Genomic DNA, 19109 nt, shown 5'->3' on the forward strand with positions numbered 1-19109 from the left:
CTGTGGGTGCTCTGGCCTCGCCGTGCGGCCGGGGGCACCTCGCGACGTGACGTCCACCCGGTGCGCGGGGTCATGCTGCCGCTCGATGTGATGGGCGCGGACGTCACGATGGCGGGGGAGGACCGGTCGGGTCGGGAGTTCAGGTGACTCCCGTTCGACCAGCAGTCCTCAAGTTCGGAACAACAACAGCCACTTGATCGAGGATTGCCCGCACCCCTGTGGCGAGGCAGCAACCCCGCCTGTGCATCGCCGAACACTCCGGCAGCAGGGAGACGTGGGTCACACGCGTCCGTGTCACAGGGCGTGGGGCTACCTCGTCTCAGGGGGTGTAGCCACTGACGACCACGGAGGAGCACACGATGGACGCGCGACTGAACTACTTCGCCGGCCCGAACCCCGGCAAGGCCCTCAAGCACCTCATGTCGGCGGGCAGGGCGCTCAAGGAATCCCCGCTGCCGGCCGCGACGCAGGAGTTGGTGGCACTGCGCGTGAGCCAGATCAACGGCTGCGCCGTCTGCATCGACATGCACACAAAGGAGGCCGCCGCTGCCGGGGAGGCCTCGGTGCGGCTGAACCTGGTGGCGGCGTGGCGGGAGGCCAGGGTCTTCACCGAGGCCGAACGTGTCGCGCTGGAGCTGGCGGAGCAGGGGACCCGGGTCGCGGACGCGGCCGGCGGGGTCAGCGACGAGGTCTGGGCGCGTGCCGCCGAGCACTACGACGAGGAGCAGCTCACCGCCCTGGTGATCCTGGTGTCCTTCATGAACACGGTGAACCGGCTGAACATCATCACCCAGCAGCCGGCCGGCGACTACGAGGTCGGGCAGTTCCACTGAACGGTCGTCGGTCACCGGCCCGGGCCCGGGCCGCGGGCTCTGCGTTCCCGGCCGTGGGGGCCTTGCTCTGCGCCGTCGGTGGACCGGATGATCACCAGAAGATGCCCGCGCCGACGAGTACGGCCGGGCGGGAGGACTACAAGGGGGAATCGGCGTGAGCAAGGTCGAGGAGTTCGAGGAGCTGCGGTCGCTGCTGTTCTCGATCGCCTACCGGATTCTGGGCAGCGTGGGAGAGGCCGAGGACGCAGTACAGGAGACCTGGCTGCGCTTCGACGGCTCGGCGACCCGGCCCACGTCGACCAAGGCCTTCCTGTCCGCCACGGTGACGCGGATCTCGATCGACGTGCTGCGCTCCGCGCGGGTGAGGCGGGAGGAGTACGTCGGGCCGTGGTTCCCCGAGCCGCTGCTCACGGATCCCTATCAGGATCCGGCACGCTCAGCGGAACTGGCCGACTCTGTGTCCATGGCGGCGCTGCTGCTCCTGGAGCGGCTCAGCCCGCTGGAGCGGTCGGTGTTCGTGCTGCGGGAGGTGTTCGGCTTCGGCTTCGACGAGGTCGCCGCGGCGGTGGAGCGGTCGGAGGCGGCGTGCCGGCAGCTGCTGGTACGGGCGCGGCGGCACATGCAGGCCGGACGGCCACGGTTCGAAGCGGACCGTCAGGAGCGGCAGGAACTGGCGACGCGATTCTTCGACGCCCTCCGCGAAGGCAATGTCGTCGGCCTGCGGGATCTACTCGCCGCCGACGTGTCGATGGTCGGGGACGGCGGCGGCAAGGCCCCGCAGCTGGCCAGAGCCGTCATCGGCGCCGAGAACGTGGCCCGGCTGCTCGCCTCCGTCTTCCCCCGGATGGCCCGGATCGACGTGACCTTCGAGCCGCACGAGGTCAACGGCCAGCCCGGAGCGATCTTCCGCGACCGTGACGGCAAGGTGCTCCACACCTTGGCCCTCGAGGTGCTCGACGGGCAGATCCAGACGATCCGCTCGGTGATCAACCCCGACAAGCTCGGCCACCTCGGGCCGGTCGCTGACGCCTGGGCTGTCGACCGCGAGGTGAAGCAGGCCCGCCCGCAGACGAAATGACCTCGGGACTGGGGTGGGCCGGCTCGTCCACCAGCAGCTCATGTCAGCGGCCGCCAGGTGGCCGGCGCCTATCCGGCGAGGTTGAGGTTGCGCAGGCGGGCTATGCCGCGCATCGCGTGGTGCACACCGTCGCCGTGGAGGCGGCAGTCGCGCAAGATCTTCCAGGGTCACCTGATGTTCAACCCCGACCGCACCGTCGGCGCCATCGCCGACGAGCGAGTCGCGGCCCGTACCCGTGCGTGCCTTCGTGAGCGTCCGTGCGCTCTGCCCGAACCGGAGGCCCGGGCAGAGCGCCCACCCTCTACGCAGCGGGCTCCGGCTCAGCAGCCGCCGCAGTTGTAGAACGTCACGTCCCAGTGGTTGCCTTCGTCGGCGTAGACGTTGCCGGCCCCGGACTTCCACTGCGGGGCGCCGTCACCGCGCACCCCGATGTAGCTGAATGTGTTCTTGATGTAGTTCCCGAGGCAGGTGTACTTGCTGAAGTCGAGCTTGTAGCCGTTCCAGTGCGAGTAGGTGCCGCCGGCGTGGCCGGTCTCGGTGCCGCCGGTGATGTTCAGCGCGCAGCCGCTGGCGCTCTTGAGGGTTTGGGCGCCCTGCGCCGTGGCGAGGTTGAGCTGCTCGAAGGACGTACAGGTCGGGTTGTTGCGGTCCGAGCAGCCGCCGGACGAGGACCAGGTGATCCCGGACGCGCGGAACTTGGAGGTCGCGGTGGCGTGGCTGATCTTGGTGGCTGCGTGGGCCGCGGTGGCGCCGCCGAGGACGCCGACACCGGGGGCGAAGAGCGCGCCGAGGACGAGGGCGAGGGCGGTGAGGACGGAGCGGAGTGTGTTCCGTCGTGTGGTACTTGTGGCCGTGCCGCTGGCCTGGGGACCGGTGGGGCCCGCGGGAGACTTCATGAGCTTTCCTCCTGGTGCGGATTTCGGCGGATGGGTGCGAAGGTGTGCGGGCGTGCTGAGCGGTCGCCCTTGCGGTCTACCCGCGTCGACTCCCGGGCGCGGATGGTCCCGGGATTGCAGGCGGGGGAGATCAGACGGCGGAGCGGAAGGCCGGCAGGTATCCGCCGGAGTGGCCTGTGGCCGTGGGGTGGTAGCTGTTGGAGACGGGCACCGAGACGCTGTGCAGCCAGGCGTCGCCCGAGCAGATCTCGTGGCCGGTGAACTCGTCCACGACGCTGGAGTAGGAGAATCCCGCGTTGGCGGCCTGCTTCGCGAGCATGCCGTTGAGTGCGTCGCTGCCCCGGTTGATCGCCGCACGCTCGGTTTCGCTCAGGCCGGCGATGCAGCTGCCGTTCAGCCGGTAGAAGCGCGGGTAGCCGAGCACGACGACGTGAGCCTGCGGCGCCTTGCTGCGGATGGTGCCGTAGAGGGACGAAAGGCTTCCGGGGAGGGTGTTGTTGACCTGTGCGATGGCGTTGTTCACCGCGTTGACGCAGGTCGCCTCGCTCTGCAGGACGCAGGTCTGCATGACGTTCGCGAAGCCGACGTCGTTGCCGCCGGCGGTGACGCTGACCAGGGTGGTGGAGCTGTTGAGCGGGGTCAACTGGCTGCTCTTGACCGTACTGGTCGTCGCTCCTGAACAGGCGGTGAAGGAGAACGAGGCCGGGGCGTTGGCAGCCGCCCACAGGGAGGGGTAGGCCTTGCTGCTGCGCTGGCAGTTGCCGCTGTCGGACAGGTAGCTTCCGGCGCCCACCCCTGAAGAGTAGGAATCGCCGAGAGCGACGTAGCGCTCGCCTGCTGCCGTGGCGGCGGAGGCGTGCTGGGTCAGTCCCAGGGTCGCGGCGACCAGAGCCAGCAAGGCGGGCAAAACCCGTCCCAAGCTAGACGTGTGCATGACAAGTAACTCCTTGGCGTGTTGTGGGGATCAGGAGTTGTTGAAGCGTCACTCTTGTAGCAGTGCTCGACGCCCTCGCGATAGGTGCGCGAACCGGTTTGTTTCTGTGCGCTCCACTGAAGGGCGATGGTGACCCATGCCCTGCGCGGGCAAACCCGCCTCCCGCGCCGCCCGCCGGAGCGCCTGTCACCTGCTGGAACTGGGGCACCGCCGCAGCGCCATGCGGCACACCGCCGGAGCAGCCGTCGGGCAGGCCCTCGCGTCGGCCTGTCAGAAGCCTGCGAAAGGGGCCCAGTTCCCGGGCCGTCTCGCGTGGCGCCCCAGATGATGCCGGTGTGCTCGGCTCCGACGTCGGGCAGCACTTCACCGGCGCCGGGCGGAGGCGTGAACCCCGGGCCGCGCAGCAGCAGGACGTTGTCGCTGTCGACCACGTGGCGTTGGCCGCATCGCGGTGCTCCCGCCGGACCGGGCCGGCGTAGAAGGCCTCCGGCGAGCGCCGGCGGTGCGCCATGTCGGGGAACGCGCCGGCATCCCCGAACAGCGGCCGGGCCATCGCGTGGCCGGGGAACTCCACCCAGGTGGCGGGGCCCGAGCCGAGTGTGGCGCGAAAGCGATTTCACAAGTGACCGCCACGGTCGGCACCGGTAACGCATCAATGCCTTCGGCGCCCACGACAACCGAAGCCCTGACGGCTCGGCCACCGGCGGCTGGGTCAAGCACAACACCATCAGCTCGCTGTCCAGCTCGCCCGGCCAGCGCGCCAACGGAACGGTGTACTGAGCCCCGATTCACCAGCGTGACTTCGAAGTTGCCGGAACCGGGGCGGGCTCCAGTCGAACCGGCCGCCGGCAGTGAGGCCGGTGTTCTCGACGTGGGCGGCCCAGGGAACAGGTGCAGAGGGGGCGGCCGTTGGCGACCGGCGGCATGTTGCGCCCGTGTCGTCTGGGTACGACCCCCGCCCGGTGGTGCGGAGGGACCTGCCCTCCGCACCACCGGGCGGGGGAGGGCAGGATGGGGGCATGGACCTTCCTTCCGATGTTCCGCGGATCAGCGCGGGTGACGCCCTGGTGCTGCGCCCCTGGCGGCTCGACGACCTCGACCTGGTGCGCGAGGCCTCGACCGATCCGTACATTCCGCTGATCACCACCGTCCCCGCCGTCTACTCATACGACGAGGGGGTGGCGTTCGTCCGGCGGCAGTGGGACCGCACGGTCCACGGCACCGGATATCCGTTCGTCATCGCGCGTGGGCACGACGACCGCCCGATGGGCACGATCGGACTGTGGGTCGGCGAGGTCGCGCAGGGGCGTGCCACACTCGGCTACTGGGTGGCGGGCTCCGCGCGCGGGCACGGGGCGGCGTCGGCGGCCTTGCGCGCGGTCAGCACCTGGGCCCTCGCCGACCTCCGGATCCCCCGCCTCCAGCTTTTCGTCGAGCCGTGGAACACGGCGTCCTGCCGGACGGCCGAGGACGCCGGATTCGTCCGGGAGGGGCTGCTGCGCAGCTGGCAGCAAGTGGGTGACGAGCGCCGCGACATGTTCGTCTACTCGATGCTCACCGCCGGGACCGGCTGACGCAGAGGCACCCCTGCCGGCCCCGGCTGCACGGAGCGTGCCAGTCCAGCCGGTCAGTGGACGTCGACGGGCTCCCTCAGGTGCGCGGGCCGCGCAGTGTCGGCAGTGGCCGCCCCGGTGGCGTAGACGAGGTCCATGTACCGTTCCCCGCGATCGGCGAAGAGCGTGAGCACCCGGCTGCCGTCCGGCAAAGACGGCCCGATGCGCTGCAGCGCACTGACCACCGCTCCCGACGACGCCCCGGCAAGGATCCCCTCGCTGCGCAGGAGAGCATGGCAGCCCGCGACCGCCTCCTCGTCGCGTACGAGGACCACGTCGTCGTGTTCGAGGGTGGCGGCCAGTTCCGGGACCCGGCTCGACCCGTGCCCGGGAAGCCGCCGGGGCGCCGCCGGCCCGCCGAAGATGACCGAGCCGAACGCGTCGACGGCGACCACCCGCAGGGTGGGCCAATGGGCGCGCAGCCGGCGCGCGAGGCCCTGGAGGGTCGCAGTGGTGCTGACCGCCGCCATCAGGACGTCGATCCCCCCGGGGATCTGAGTGAGGACTTCCGTCGCGGTCTGTTCGTAATGGGCTTGCCAGCACAGGTCGTTGGCGTACTGGTTGACCCAGACGACGTCCGGGTCGCGGGCCACGATCTGCCGCACCCGGGCGAGTCTGGTCTCCAGGTAGCCGCCGCAGGTGTCCTGCTCCCACACCATGTCGATGTCCGCCCCGAGGTTGTCCAGGATGGCGAGGTTCGTCGCGGAGGTGTTCGGGTCGAGTACGCAGGTCAGCCGCAGTCCGTAGAGCGGGGCGAGGGCGGCCAGGGCGATGCCGAAGTTGCCGGAGGAACTCTCCACGAGCCGCGAGCCGGGACGGACCGTGCCATCGGCGAGCCAGCTCTCGATGACGTGGCGAGCGGCCCGGTCCTTCATGCTGCCCAGCGGGTTGAGGTATTCCAGCTTGGCCATGACGTCGAGCGGTTGGTCCCGGAACAGCCGTTCCAGGCGGACGACGGGGGTGTTGCCCACAGCTCCGGCAATGCTGTCGTGGATCATGCCGTCTCCAGAGGGCTCATCGGGGCAACCGCGAGCCGAGGCCCAGCTCCGTTGCAGCGGTGAACACCCGGTGCGCGAGTGCCACGTCCTGGACGGACATGCCGAACGGGTTCACCACCGTCAGACCGCTTTCGTCCAGCGGTTCCTGCTTCAGCAGGAGTTCGCCCAAGGTCCCGTCGACCTGCTTCGCCGGTCCCGGGGGCGCCGGCTCGTCCTGGCCGTACAGCAGCCCCTCGCGGTACATTCGCCCCAGGAGACGACGCGGATCGGTACGGACGAGCTGCCAGTCGTCGACCACGACCTGCGCGGCACCCAGCACGACCTCCGCCACCAGGTCGTCCAGTGAAACGTGGACGACGGTGGCGGTGGGCAGCAGCCAGTCGGAGCGGATGTACCCCTCAGTCACGGTAGTGAGCGGTACCACCACGTCCGAACCCCGGACCGCGTCCTCCGCTGCCCCCGCCACCGTCAGCCGCACCCCTGCTGCTTCGGCCGTTGTGCGGTGCCGGGCCAGGAACGCGTCCGCGCCGGCGGGGTCCCGGTCGTACACGGTCAGTTCGGTGAGGCCCGCAAGCCGGGGCAGCAGGAGGCCGAAGTGGGCGTCCGCCTGCGCACCGCATCCCAGGAAGGCCAGTCGGTGGGCGGGGCGGGTGCGCAGCCCGACGGCGACGGCCGACACCGCGGCCGTCCGCGTGGCGCTGATCAGGGCGGCGTCCATCATCGCGTAAGGGTGGGCGGTCTCGGGGTCGAACAGGAAGGTCAGGCCGTCCGCGCGTGGTACGCCCCGGGCCGTGTTGCCCAGCGAGGCGTTGATGATCTTGGTGCCTGCCACGGGCTCGAGCCCTCGGATCAGGCCCGGCATGTTGAGGCTGCGGGCGCTGTGTCCTTGGGGAGTGGTCCAGCCGAGATAGCCCTCGTCCGGCACGTCGGTCTCGCCGCGTGCGTGCGCCTTCAGCACGTCCGTTGCGACGGCAACCGGGTCGATGTGGCTCAGTGCCCGGGCCACATCCGCTCGCGGCAGATAGAAGAGTTCGGACCTTGCCTGGGGTGACATGACATATTCCTTGGGTTGATTGTGCTGTGGTGGGGGAGAGGCGCCGGCGTCGGATCCGGGCCCCCACAGGTGCGGGTGACCGTCAGATGGAGGGGTGGCCCCAGCCGGTGTCGCCGGGCGACTGCTGCGGCGCCACCCCCCAGCCGGTGTCGTCTCCCGGAGCGTCCGTCGTGTGCGAAACCGCCGTCTGAAGTGCGGAGTTGGAGGCGGACGGGCTCGGGTGGGCAACAACTGCGATCGAGGCCGCGGCGATCACTCCCGCGAGTCGCAGGGCGGTCGACCGGGTCCACGGGCAGGGGACAGCGCGCATGTCGGTGCATCCTTCGGGCGAGGTGCGAGCCTCGCCGAGGGGGCGGGCTCCATGAGGACGAGCCTGTCCGGTCACCTATGCTCGGTACAGAGTGTTGATCACACACCAACGTGCAGCGCAGTAAGGTGAGCACCTATCAAAGCGCCTCAATATGAATAAAATAGACATAGGGTTCGACGATCTCGAACCTCAGGATCTCGCTGTTTACGACCTGGCCATCCGCAAAGGCGGCCTGCCGACCACTCATGACCTGAGTCCGGACGGCATGACTCCGCAGGAGGTCGAACGGAGCGTTGCCAAACTCCTGGAGATGCGGCTGCTCAGGGCATCCGCGACCGAACCGGGGACGTTCGTGTCGGTGGCGCCGCAGACCGCCGCGGCCGAACTCACCAGTGTCCTGGTCGGAGAAGTGTCCCTGCGACAGCAGGCCATCGCGCGCATCGCCGAGGGCAAAGAGGCCTTGGTCGCCCGCTACACCGAGGGCATGGCCGCCGCAGCGGGCGGTGTCCACCGGCTCAAGGACCTGCACAAGATCCGCCTGCTCCTGGAGGAGACCGCGGAACGCTGTCGCTTCGAGGTGCTCACGGCGCAGCCGGGCGGTGCGCGGAGCCCCGAAATCCTGGCCGAAGCCCTGCCGCGCGACCGCCGCATGCTGGAACGGGGCGTTGCCATGCGCACCCTCTACCAGCGCACCACCCGCTACAACCAGCCGGCCCGTGCGTATGTCGAAGAGGTCACCCGCCTCGGTGCCGAAGTGCGGACCTCCAACGAGCTGTTCAACCGGCTCATCATCTTCGACCGCGAGACCGCCTTCATACCGGACCACGCCGACCCGCTGGCTGCGGTGGTGGTCCGCGAACCGTCCATCGTCGCCTTCCTCCTCGAGGTGTTCGAACGCAGCTGGCAGGCGGCCGAGGACTTCGACACCGGCAGCAACGACAGGGATTCCGGCCGCGGCATCTCGGGCGACGTGAAGCTGAGCATCCTCAAACTGCTCGCCGAAGGGCTCAAGGACGAGGTCATAGCCCGTCGGCTCGGCATGTCGGTCCGCACCTGCCGCAAGCACATCGCCGCCATCATGCTTCAGTTCGGAGCCACCAGCCGGTTCCAGGGCGGCTACATCGCACACCGGCTCCACCTGCTCGACAGCTCTGACCAGGAAGGCGGCCCGTCAGGGGTCGAGACTGAGGACGGCTGACAGGCCGGCTGCCGCACCGCCCCCCGTCGCATCGGGGGGCCCAAGGAGGCGCACCAGTGAACCGGCGTACCGGGCGCGGCAGTAGTGAGCCTCGACCCGGGCCTGGAGGGCCTCGAGCCGCCAGGTCCCGTCGGCCCGCCCGACCGGCACGGCCACCCGCCCCGAGGGTGCCAGCCGCTGCGCCACCAGCCGGGTGCGCCCGCTGACCGCGTCTTCCAGCGCCCGGTGCCAGGCGCCGGGACTGGTCGCCCGGCCGAGCACGGTGCCCGGCCGGGCACCGGGGCGCGCGCTCTTGAGCAGGTATCCGGTCCGCTCGGCCACGAGATGTGCCAGCAGCGGTGTGACGGTGCCCCCGATCAGGACGGTGCGGTCCGCCACCGGGTACGTCGCCGGGACATGCCGCTCCACCAGTTGTGCGTGGTGGGGCCCGAAAGCGGTGCGCTCCTCGTGCAGCCAGGCGAGCAGCAGGCGGTTGGAGTACCAGCGCCCCTGCGCCGTCCCGGACGTACGCGGAACCGCACCCGCCCCGATCCGGGCAGGGTCCGGGCATCCGATCGAAGCACCCTTCGACTTCAGCCGGTCGGCCACCACGCAGGAGGCGTGGGCCGTGCCGACCGCTCCCACTGCCTCCACGGCGGAACCGGACGGCCGCTGCTCGAATCCGGTGAACTGCCACACCCCCTCGTGGGGGAGGGCCGCCGCACACCAGCCGCCCTCCCGGGCGGCGCCCAGGGCCGCCCCCGGCAGCGGCTCCTCGTCCAACAGCTCGCCCAGCCGCCCTGGGTCACCGGCGGCACGCCGGTGAGCAACGGCCACCAACAGCCGGATGAGCGTGCTGCCGATGCGCTCCTGCTCCCTCAGATGCCGCCGCCGCATGAGGATCGGCCGCAGCGGCAGGCCCGGATCAGGGCCCTCCGGCGACAGCGGGGGCTCCACGGCGGCCAGCCGGCCCGTCATGTCCTGCAGCTGACCGGGCCCGAGCTGCCGGAACTCGTCCAGCCACGCGAACGAGGGCGCCGATTGCATGCCACCTCCTCGTTTCCGTATTGATTCCGTGCTCCCTTCTTGCTCCCCTCGCTCGGCGGGAGGGTTCACAGGCCGAGGTTGAACGAGGCGCCACGGGCGAAGTTCACCACCGAGGGCGATTCGGAAGGGGCGTGCCGCACCATGTATCCGGCGGGTGCGCCATCCACCACGTAGGGGCCCAGGACGTAGGACACCGGGCGGCGAACCAGCCGGTCCGTGGCCGCGTCGTGGAAGGCCACGGTCATCGGATCCGGCCGCACCAGTTCCTGGACTATGTGCGTCCCCGCCGTCACTGCCGCCTCGATCAGGGACCGCCACTGGGCCGGGTCGACCGAGCGGCCGAGTACGACGTCCCGTCCCCCGAAGGCACCCACCGGCTTCAGGACCAGCTCCGCGCGCCGGCGGACGGCCAGCTCGGGGAGGCTTTGCTCACGTCCGTCGTGTACGACGGCACCCGGCTCCAGGCGCCGGGTCCACGGCACGGACTCCGCGACGAGAGCCTCCTCCTCGGCGGTGAGCCGGAACCGGCCGGCCGACAGCCAGGCCAGCACCAGCTTGCTCGACAGCAGCATGCCGGCATCCGGGGCGATCACCACGGACTCCTGATGCAGCCGCTGCACGACCTCCAGAGAGATGCCCATCCGCTGCCATTCGGCCGCGATGAAGTGGTTGACGACCACCGGCCATTCGGCCCCGCTGCCCTCCAATTCCTCCGGTTCGAAGAACTCGGAGGCGAAGCCGTGATCCCGCAGGTAGCGCGCCTCGGTCTCGAAGTACCGTGAGTCGCCGACGTTCTCCTCCCGCATGGTGCCGACGACGGCGACCTTCGGGGGCATGCCGCGCTCCTCGCACAGCCGCCGGAACAGGCGCGCCCTGCCCGCGTACGGCTCGTGCGTGCCGGGCCGCCCGAGCCGGGCCTCGGCCGTCCGGTAGAGCGACCGGTACACCGACGTGAGGTGGCGCGCGACCACCGGGCCGATGTCCGCCGTCCCGAAGTTGCACTCCAGGAACCGGGGCCGCCCGTTCTCGAACACGACGTCGGGCCGGGCCAGCAGGCCTGCGCGGGACCGCTCCGCCCCGGCGCCGCCGGCGTTGAGGAGGGGCACCTGCCCAGATGTCAGCCCGACCAGGTCCCGCAGCACCACTGGGTCCTCGGACAGGGACCAGCAGACTTTCTCGATCAGCCGTACCAGGCCCACGGCTGCCTGCTCCATCCGGTGTCGTGCACCGTCCGCGAGGGCGATCGGCTGCACAGGGGTGAGGACCTCGTCCGGAGTGAAGGGCAGCCCGCGCAGCGCGTGCCGGATCCGCCGCGCGACATCGCCGGGCTCGTTCCGTACACGGGCCCTGTCGCGGTCGTCGGCCACCTCGTCCCAGGTGTCCAGCATGGTGATCTCCTCACGGCGCGCGGAGCCGGTCCGGCTCACGGGGTCATCCAGCAGGTGTTCATGACGCCTCCGCCGATGGCGTTGACCATGGTCGTGTCGGCGCGGTCGGTGTGGCGGGCCAGGATGCCGCCGAGTTGACCGCCCATGAGCATCGGACCGAAGACCGAGGCGACGCGGGCGACTTCGACCGACTGGTCCGCGGCACGCAGGACGGGAACCGGGAGCGGGTCCGGACGCATGAACTCCTGCACGATGTACGAGCCGTCCTGCACCGCCCGCTCCACCGCCGCGGCCCACGCATTGGCATCCGTGTCCGCCCCCGCCGTCATGCCCTCCCCGCCGTGCTGGTCGGAGGGCTTGATGACGAACCGTTCCCGCTCGTCGATCAGCAGGTCGAGCAGACCGTGCGTGCGGCCCTGCCGGTTGACCTTGCCGTCGACGAGCAGCCTGGTCCACGGCAGGTGCCGGTCCAGGAAGTCCCGGTCGGCCGACGGCATCTCTTCGGCCGCCTCCGAAGCCCAGGCCAGCAGCTTCTTGCTGGAATAGACGTCCGCCACTTCAGGCGACAGCGTGATGGCGCTGTCGGCGAGCATGGCGTGGTGCAGGGCGGACATGTCCAGGTCGGCCCGCGGAGCATCCGCGGACACGAACATCCGCAGTGCCACGTCGATCCTCCGGCCCTGGTGCCGGAGGGAAGTGCCATCCGACTCCAGGTCGTTGGGCACGGCGAACTCGGCGGCCATGCCGTTGCGCTCGAAGTCCTCCACCACATCACCGAAGTACTGCGCGGAGCCGAAACCAGTGCCCCGGTCCCAGCCCAGGACCGCCACCCGCGGACGCTCCACACCGCGGTCGCGGGCCACCTCGCGGACCACCTCGCGACGTGGCCGCATCACCTCGGGGACCAGCAGTGCCGACGTGTCGGCGACGGGGTCGCCGGGGCCGTACACCTCACGGAAGTACCGGTCGATCCGCGTCACCTGCTCGGGGCCGGCGACAGCGCTCATGATGTTGCACTCCACGACGCGGACGACGCCTGCGCTCACCACGATGTCGGGGCGCGCCATCTGGAATGCGGAGGCGTTCCAGGCCGCGTCCTCAGTGAGCATGCAGACCCCCGGGCGGCGGTAGCCGAGCAGGTCCGCCAGCTCGAAGACGCTGCTCGTGCGGGCCGCGGCGACCCGTCGCAGGATCTCCAGCAGCCGGAGACCGACGGTGCGCATCTCCTCTGCCAGCGCCGTCGGCAGCAGGACGGGACGCAGGGGCACCGGCCCTTGGGGATGCCGGTACATGCTGTCGGCGAGTCGTTCCTCGAGGCCCCGGGCAATGGCTGCCGGCCGGCCGGCAGCACCCCGGTCGGCCAGGAGCCGTTCGTCCCAGGAACGTGCGAAGCGGTCATACAAGGTCATGGATGTCCTTCCGAGGGGCGGAGCGGTTCAGAGCGCCGGCGTTCCTGAGCGTGCCGGGTACGAAGAACAGGGCCGCGCCGGAGACGGCCGCGCAGAGCAGCAGTGCCGCGCGCAGCCCGAGCAGCGTGCCCACGAGCCCGGAGACGAGCGGGCCCAGCGGAACCAGGAACCAGGCGAGGGCCCGGTACGAGGCGTTGATCCTGCCGAGCATCCCGGCCGGTGCGGCGCGCTGCCGGTAGGAGACGGTGATGATGTTCCAGGTCACCACGGACGCGCTGTACACCATCAGTGCGCAGGCATTGGGGACCGGACGGGCCGTCACGACGGGCACCGCCAGGGCGAGCGTGCCCAGGACGACGGTGCCGGTGAGGACCCGCATCGGGGCCAGTCGGTCCGGCAGCCGCGGGGTGAGGGCCGTGGCTGCCAGACCGCCGAGCGAGGCGGCGGACATGGCGAGGCCGAAGCCCGCGCCGGTCAGCCCGACCGGGCCCGGGGCGAGTGCGTACAAGGTGAAGACGGGCATCCAGCCGGCGTACGCCACCGCGCTGCAGGCGGTCATGGCGACGAAGCGCACCAGCAGGGGATCGCGCCGCAGGAAGCGCATGCCCTCGACGACCTCGCCGCGGATGTCGCGCCGCGGCCCGGACGCGGCTGCGGGGATCGCCGGCAGTGCCAGCATGACCAGCGCCGTCACTCCGTACAGCGCGGCGCCGGCACCGGTGACGGTCAGCAGGCTGAGGGCGGCGACCACGCCGGCGGCGGAGGGCCCGAGGAAGCTCCTCATGATCAGTTCGGTTGCCGTCAGCTTGGCGTTGGCCGCCACCAAGCCATCGGGCCCGACCATCGACGGCGTGGAACTCTGGGCAGCCACTTCGTAGAAGGCCTCAAGGACTCCCAGCGCGGCGGCCGCGACGACCAGCGCCGGAATACGGGGCCCGGAGGCCGCCAAGACGAGCAGCAGGGAACCGAGCACCGCCATCCGGCACGCGCTGGCCCACAGCAGTACCGTGCGGACGGAAACGCGCTCCACCCACACGCCCACCACCGGCGCGAGCAGGGTCCATGGCAGCGCGCGGCCCACGGACACCAGCGCCACGTCCAGCGGCGACCGGGAGGCCGCGGCCGCCATGAGCGGTAGCAGCACGGCGGTCAGACCGTCGGCCAAGGTGGAGAAGGAGAACGAGGTCAGCAGGATGCGGAACGGGCGCACTGGCCGGGCCTCCCGTCGGGTGTCCCGGCCGGCCCGGCGAGCAGCCGGGAGAAGTCGGCCGCCCGGCGCCTGCGAGCCCCGCCGCCCAGTCCCGCAACGATGTCCTGCAGGACGCCGGCCAGCACGGGAGCGTTCGCCTCGGAGAACACCGAGTGGTGCGTCCCGGGGGAACTCCGGTACGTCACCTCTCGGGCCAGCAGACGGCTCCAGCCGAGGTCCTCGGGAGCTCCCGTCGCCGCCCAGCCCTTCTCGTCCGCCGCGCGCACCAGGAAACAGGGGGCGGTGCAGCCCGCATCGGGCCACTCCCGCCGCACGGCGTCGAGGTGCCAGCGGAACACGTCGACGAACGGACCCAGGTCCGTCGCCGATATCCGTGCACCGGGCGTGGCCCGGTTGAAGGCGGCGGCGACCTCGGCCAGGGCCGACTCCTCGTCCGCCCCGGCGGCGTCCGCCAGCTCCACGCCGAACAGCCCGGCGATCTCGGCGTGCGCGGACCGGTCCCGGCCGGCGAGCACGTCGGGGGTGGCGCTGTCGATCAGGACCACCGCGTCGGGCGGGCAGCCGGCGGCCTCCGCCCGACGGCTCATCTCCATGGCGACCGCGCCGCCGAAGGACCAGCCGGCCAGCACCGCACCGGCCGGCGAGGCCACCCGGTCCAGTGCGGCGAGGTAGTCCTCGGCGATCGCGGGGAGGGAGCACCGGTCCGGCGGACCCGGTTCGAGCGCCTCGTAGGCGAACACGTTCCAGGACGGGTCCAGATGGGGAAGCAGTCTGCGGAACCCGCCCGCCCCGCCCCCCGCCGGGTGGACGAAGACGATCGTCCGGCCCCGCCCGATGTCCCGCAGCGGCAGGAGGTTCCCTGTGTCCGGGAGGGTCCCGGCCGGCGCAGCATTGATGGTGTCTACGAGCACAGTCGTCATTTCCTCGTCGGTGGCCCGCCGTGGGCCGGACGGCGGTCCGGCCCACGGGGCGGGAGCGGTTCAGGCCGGGACCGCGGACCCGGCCCGCATCAGCGCGGCGATCGATGCCACGGTCGGCCGCCGAACGACCTGGCGGAGCGACAGGGCGTCGTGGCCCTGCGAGCGCAGCTGGTTGACCAGGCGCGCGAGCAGCAGCGAATGCCCGCCCGAGGCGAAGAACTCCTCCTCGGGGTGCGGCCATCCGCTGCCGACGAGCCGCTTCCAGGCCGTCGCGACCAGCAGCTCCTCGGGGTCGTAGGCCGCAGGGTCCGCTTCCGTGCCCGTGGTGGCGAAGGCCAGCAGCCCCTGCCGGTCCACCTTGCCGGAGACCGTGGCCACGAAGCGGTCGAGCACGGTGACGGACTCTGGGACCATTGGGCGGGGCAGGCTCTCGTGCAGGACCCGCGAGACGGTGTCGGCCTCCACCGCCCCCCTCACGAACAGCCGCAGGCGGTGCTCGGCGTCCCGCCGGTCGACCACGGCCGCCGCATCGAGCACGCCCTCGGCGCGCAGCGCGACCCGCTCGATCTCCCGCAGGTCGATGCGCCAGCCGTTGAGCTTGACCTGACTGTCGCGGCGGCCGGCCACCCGCAGCGTGCCGGTGCTGTCGAGGTGCCCGATGTCCCCCGTGCGGTAGGCGGCGAAGCGCCGGCCCGCCAGCTCCACCTCGGTGAACGGGGACGCGCCCTCGTGCCCCGTCAGATAGCCGAGCGCCAGCCCCGGCCCGGTGATTGCCACCTCGCCGCGCACTCCGCGCGGCAGAACCGCGCCCGCGGAGTCGACCACCACGAGCCCGGCCCCCGCGATCGGCTCGCCGACGTGGATGTCCCCGCCGGGCTCAAGGCGGCCGGCGGTCGCCGTGGCGGTCGCCTCGGTCGGTCCGTACAGATTCCAGATTTCGGCTTGCGGGAACCGCTGCCAGATGCGCCGCACGAGCTGCTCGTCGAGTGCTTCGCCTCCCAGGAGGAAGCGGCCCACGCGCAGTGGCTCCGTGCCCTCCGCCGCGGCGTCGCCGCCGTCGAGCAGGGCGGACACGTAGCTGGGCACGCAGTTGAGCGAGATCGGTGCACCGGCGGAGGCCAGCTCGGCACGGACCGCCGAGAGGTCCAGACGGTCCGCCGCCGGGAGCCAGACGCACCCGCCGCGGTACAGGACGCCGAGGGTCTGCTTGAAGCTTGCGTCGAAGACCGGGCTGGACAGCACGGGCAGCGGCGCTTCGTCCGCCAGGAAGGTACCGGCCATCGCCGACAGGTAGTTGTCCAGGCTCGACCGACTCACCTGGACGAGCTTGGGCAGCCCGGTCGAGCCCGAGGTGCGCAGCAGATATGCGGCCGCGTCGGCATCGACCGGCAGCGGATCGCCCGGGACGCCCTCGGGCGCCGTGGCGACATCTGCCATCGGCACCGCCCGACAGCCGTGCGGCAGGGCCACCTGCGGCGCGCCCGCGCCGGTCAGGACCACGGTGGCCTGCGACCACTCCAGAGCGTCCGCCAGCCGAGCGGTCGGCTCCTGCGGGGACAGCGGCAGGAACGCCGCACCGCGCCACAGGGAGGCCAGCTTCGCGGCCGGCAGGTCGAATTCGTGGTCGGCCAGCACGGCGACCACGTCGCCGGCGGACACGTCGTGCAGCGCCGCCGACAGCGCCGCGACACGGGCCCCCAGTTCGCCGTACGTGAACGTACGGTCGCCGTGCCGGAACGCCGGAGCGTCCGGCTGCTCGCGCAGATGGACCATGAGGCTGGCGGCCAGGGAGGCGGGGGTGTCCGGTGCACTGCGGTCGCCGAGGCCTTCGGCGATCGCGGCGGCCTCTTTGCGCGGCACCAGGTGCAGGGATCCGAGCGGCTGCGCGGGCCGGTGCGCGAGGTCCTGGAGGACCCCGGCCCACAGGGTGATCAGCATGTCGAGCAGCTGCCCGGCGCTCTTCGGGGCGCAGGACTCGGCGTGCAGCCGCCAGGCTGCCCCGTGGGTGCGCAGGGACAGGGTGACCTCACCGTCGACGGGCGCGGACCACCGGTCCAGGTACCAGCCGTCCGGCAGTTCCGGCACACCGACCGGGTCGAAGACCAGGGCGGGCCGGGGAGCGTCACCGGTCAGGGCCGGTCCGCCGAGCATCTCCGACAACTCGGCGCGGTCGTCCCCGCGTTCGCGCAGCACGGCGCTCGCCGGCTGCCGAAGGTCGAGCGTCCAACCGGTGACGACGGTCTGGGTGAGCGGTCCGGTCAGGGTGCCGACGCCCATGACCTCGCGGGCGTCGCAGCGCAGGCCGAGGGCGTGTGCGCCGAGCCCGAGTCGCTGCACCACGGTGTCGAGCGCCAGATGGGCCACCTCGGCGACGCCGGTCCCGGCCCGCTCCGAGAGCTCCCGCAGCAGCGCGCACTCTTCCGGGTCCAGGATCCGCTCCCTGGCCATGTCGCCGCTGCCGCCCGTGCCGGTGGTGGGGCCTGCCGAGGGGAAGACCTCGGTGAGGGTCGGGACGTCCGTCGGCGCGGCATGGCGACGGGCGGACCAGAAGCGGGCCTCCTCGCGCAGCTCGCCCTCGCGCTGCATGGCGCTGTGCCCCTGGGCCACCGTCAGGAAGTCGAGATCCCCTGTGGTGCCGGCCGGGGTACCGGCCAGTCGGCTCGCGACGTCCGCCAGAAGCAGTGACAGCGAGGCCGGATCTGCGAACAGCGCGCTGCACGAGAGGGTCAGCAGCGGTCCGTCCCAGGAGTGGGCCACGGATGCACGGAACGTTCCGCCCTCCAGCTCCCGCACGCCGTCGGCCGTCGTCGTCCACTGCGGGGAGCCGGCGCTCTGCTGCCGCGGTACGCGCAGTCCGGGGACGTCGAAGGGGAGGGCAGTGAGCACCGGCGCCGCGGCCAGGGCCGCGCTGAGCGCCTCAGCCAGGAGCGCAGCGGAGGCGGCGGGCACCCGCACGCGCAGCGTAAGGCGGCGGTCGCCCGCGCCGAGAGCCGAGCGCTGCAGGGGACTGAGGTCGTAGACCTGGGCCGTAGAGGTGTCGGTGATGGTCATGCCTGTGCTCCGTGCATGGTCTCGGCGTACGATTCGGCGATCTTCAGGAGGATGCGGCGGGGGCCGCTGAAGGGACGACGGCCGTGTGCGGCGAGCATGTTGTCCACGATGAGGATGTCGCCCTCCCTCCAGTCGAATTGAACGGTGTGCTCCTCGACGACGTCGTTGACCACCGTGATGGTGTCCGCGTCGATCTCCGAGCCGTCGCCCCAGAACACGTTGTTGGGCCACAGCTGTTCGTCGGTGTCGTCCGGCGCGGTCGACAGGGCCTCCCGGATGCCGCTGTCCATGCGCGAAATGTGGAAACCGTGGGCGTAGTTGAACCACACCTCGTCACCCGTCACGGGGTGGCGGGCGACCGCAGGCCGGCGCTCGGAGGTCCGCAGCTGGTCGTCGCCGATCCACTCGACCGTGCGGCCCTCCGCGCGGCAGAGCTCTTCGACCGCCGAGCGGCTCTCCGTCTCGTACGAACGCTGCCACGTGCGGTTGTAACCGTAACCGCGTACGTAGAGCAGCTCGCGCTCGGCGAACTGCCGCCTGATGTCCTCGGGGATGGCCCGCATCAGCGCGCGGTTGTCGGTGAGGGGCGTCTGCCCCCGGTCGCGTGGCTCGATGTCGCACTGGAAGAACAGGAGCATCGGCCAGTCGTGCGAGTAACAGAACTCGCTGTGCTGCCGGATGTCGAGTTCCTCGGGGTACTCGCTCGCGGTGTACGTGGTCTTGCCGACGCGGCTGCGGATGGCGGCACCGCCCTGGTAGTCGACCAGTCGGCCGCTGAACGCCTCGACCACGGCGTTGAAGTCGGGCTTCGACGGCGAGCGGAACAGCAGCGCGCCGTGGCGGTGCAGGTCGGCCCGGAGCTCCTCACGGTGCTCACGGACCCAGGCGGCCAGGTCGACATCGGCGTCTGCCTCGAAGGCCAGCGGCAGCTGCCGCTCGTTGTAGGCCGTGCGACGCACGAGGTCCGTTGCGGTCGCTCCGCCGGGTGACCCGGATTCGAGCCGGGCGAACTTGCCGATGGGCACGGGTTTGCTCTCCTTCACGGATGTCCTGGGCGGTCCGCCTCCGCCTCCGCCCGTCGGCTCTGGCCGGGACGGGCGGTCGGGGGGACCGAGCGGGAGCCGGATCCGGAGGGATCACCGTCGCCGGAGCGGCTCCTCGAAGCGGGTCGCTTCGTCTCGTCGTCAGACT

16 protein-coding genes and 1 pseudogene are annotated in these 19109 nt (G+C 71.3%); 4 read left to right on the forward strand and 13 right to left on the reverse strand.

The features are described 5' to 3' along the window. Positions 1–359: 359 nt before the first annotated feature. Complete coding sequence (locus OG764_RS36865; RefSeq protein ID WP_328972692.1) at positions 360–833, forward strand: carboxymuconolactone decarboxylase family protein; 474 nt, start codon at positions 360–362, stop codon at positions 831–833. Between the two features lie 154 nt (positions 834–987). After that, the gene (locus OG764_RS36870) at positions 988–1911 is read left to right on the forward strand and encodes an RNA polymerase sigma-70 factor (RefSeq protein ID WP_328972693.1); all 924 of its coding nucleotides are present in this window, start codon (positions 988–990) and stop codon (positions 1909–1911) included. Between the two features lie 68 nt (positions 1912–1979). On the opposite strand, the pseudogene OG764_RS36875 reads toward OG764_RS36870, so the two are convergent. The 3 genes and pseudogenes from OG764_RS36875 to OG764_RS36885 form a co-directional block, all read right to left on the reverse strand. Beyond that, positions 1980–2075, reverse strand: a pseudogene (locus tag OG764_RS36875) (IS5/IS1182 family transposase); the annotation flags it as partial. A gap of 156 nt (positions 2076–2231) precedes the next feature. Continuing rightward, positions 2232–2807: a hypothetical protein gene (locus OG764_RS36880; RefSeq protein ID WP_328972694.1), complete on the reverse strand. Its 576-nt coding sequence runs from the start codon at positions 2805–2807 to the stop codon at positions 2232–2234. Between the two features lie 130 nt (positions 2808–2937). Next, positions 2938–3741, reverse strand: coding sequence for an SGNH/GDSL hydrolase family protein (locus OG764_RS36885; RefSeq protein ID WP_328972695.1), 804 nt, complete (start codon positions 3739–3741; stop codon positions 2938–2940). A 1019-nt stretch (positions 3742–4760) separates the two neighbouring features. Here OG764_RS36885 and OG764_RS36890 point away from each other — a divergent pair. Beyond that, the gene (locus OG764_RS36890; protein ID WP_328972696.1) at positions 4761–5315 is read left to right on the forward strand and encodes a GNAT family N-acetyltransferase; all 555 of its coding nucleotides are present in this window, start codon (positions 4761–4763) and stop codon (positions 5313–5315) included. Positions 5316–5368: 53 nt separating this feature from the next. Here the strand turns inward: OG764_RS36890 and sbnA are convergent, their stop codons facing one another. The 3 genes from sbnA to OG764_RS36905 all read right to left on the reverse strand — a co-directional run bounded on the left by sbnA (position 5369) and on the right by OG764_RS36905 (position 7716). Next, positions 5369–6352 (reverse strand): 2,3-diaminopropionate biosynthesis protein SbnA, encoded by a 984-nt coding sequence (sbnA, locus tag OG764_RS36895; RefSeq protein WP_328972697.1) that lies wholly within the window; start codon positions 6350–6352, stop codon positions 5369–5371. A gap of 16 nt (positions 6353–6368) precedes the next feature. After that, positions 6369–7406 (reverse strand): ornithine cyclodeaminase, encoded by a 1038-nt coding sequence (locus OG764_RS36900; RefSeq protein ID WP_328972698.1) that lies wholly within the window; start codon positions 7404–7406, stop codon positions 6369–6371. A gap of 82 nt (positions 7407–7488) precedes the next feature. Continuing rightward, positions 7489–7716, reverse strand: coding sequence for a hypothetical protein (locus OG764_RS36905; protein ID WP_328972699.1), 228 nt, complete (start codon positions 7714–7716; stop codon positions 7489–7491). A gap of 151 nt (positions 7717–7867) precedes the next feature. Between OG764_RS36905 and OG764_RS36910 the strand changes: the two genes are divergently transcribed. Next, on the forward strand, positions 7868–8914 hold the full coding sequence (locus tag OG764_RS36910) for a helix-turn-helix transcriptional regulator (RefSeq protein WP_328972700.1): 1047 nt from the start codon (positions 7868–7870) through the stop codon (positions 8912–8914). Here OG764_RS36910 and OG764_RS36915 read toward each other — a convergent pair. The 7 genes from OG764_RS36915 to OG764_RS36945 all read right to left on the reverse strand — a co-directional run bounded on the left by OG764_RS36915 (position 8888) and on the right by OG764_RS36945 (position 18943). Then, positions 8888–9940: a hypothetical protein gene (locus tag OG764_RS36915; protein WP_328972701.1), complete on the reverse strand. Its 1053-nt coding sequence runs from the start codon at positions 9938–9940 to the stop codon at positions 8888–8890. The genes OG764_RS36910 and OG764_RS36915 overlap by 27 nt on opposite strands. Positions 9941–10005: 65 nt before the next feature. Further along, the gene (locus OG764_RS36920) at positions 10006–11328 is read right to left on the reverse strand and encodes a hypothetical protein (protein ID WP_328972702.1); all 1323 of its coding nucleotides are present in this window, start codon (positions 11326–11328) and stop codon (positions 10006–10008) included. 35 nt (positions 11329–11363) lie between these two features. After that, a complete protein-coding gene (locus OG764_RS36925; RefSeq protein WP_328972703.1) occupies positions 11364–12737 on the reverse strand; it encodes a hypothetical protein in 1374 nt (457 codons plus the stop codon). After that, the gene (locus OG764_RS36930; protein ID WP_328972704.1) at positions 12724–13947 is read right to left on the reverse strand and encodes an MFS transporter; all 1224 of its coding nucleotides are present in this window, start codon (positions 13945–13947) and stop codon (positions 12724–12726) included. The genes OG764_RS36925 and OG764_RS36930 overlap by 14 nt, the downstream gene beginning before the upstream one ends. Beyond that, positions 13923–14867, reverse strand: a complete 945-nt coding sequence (locus OG764_RS36935; protein WP_328972705.1) for a thioesterase domain-containing protein — start codon at positions 14865–14867, stop codon at positions 13923–13925. Before OG764_RS36935 ends, OG764_RS36930 begins: the two co-directional genes overlap by 25 nt. 60 nt (positions 14868–14927) lie before the next feature. After that, entirely contained in the window at positions 14928–17918 is a 2991-nt protein-coding gene (locus OG764_RS36940) for an AMP-binding protein (RefSeq protein WP_328972706.1), read from the reverse strand. Next, positions 17915–18943 (reverse strand): TauD/TfdA family dioxygenase, encoded by a 1029-nt coding sequence (locus OG764_RS36945; protein WP_328972707.1) that lies wholly within the window; start codon positions 18941–18943, stop codon positions 17915–17917. Before OG764_RS36945 ends, OG764_RS36940 begins: the two co-directional genes overlap by 4 nt. Positions 18944–19109 lie beyond the last annotated feature (166 nt).

The organism is Streptomyces sp. NBC_00239, from assembly GCF_036194065.1.
In the GTDB taxonomy this organism is placed as follows: domain Bacteria; phylum Actinomycetota; class Actinomycetes; order Streptomycetales; family Streptomycetaceae; genus Streptomyces.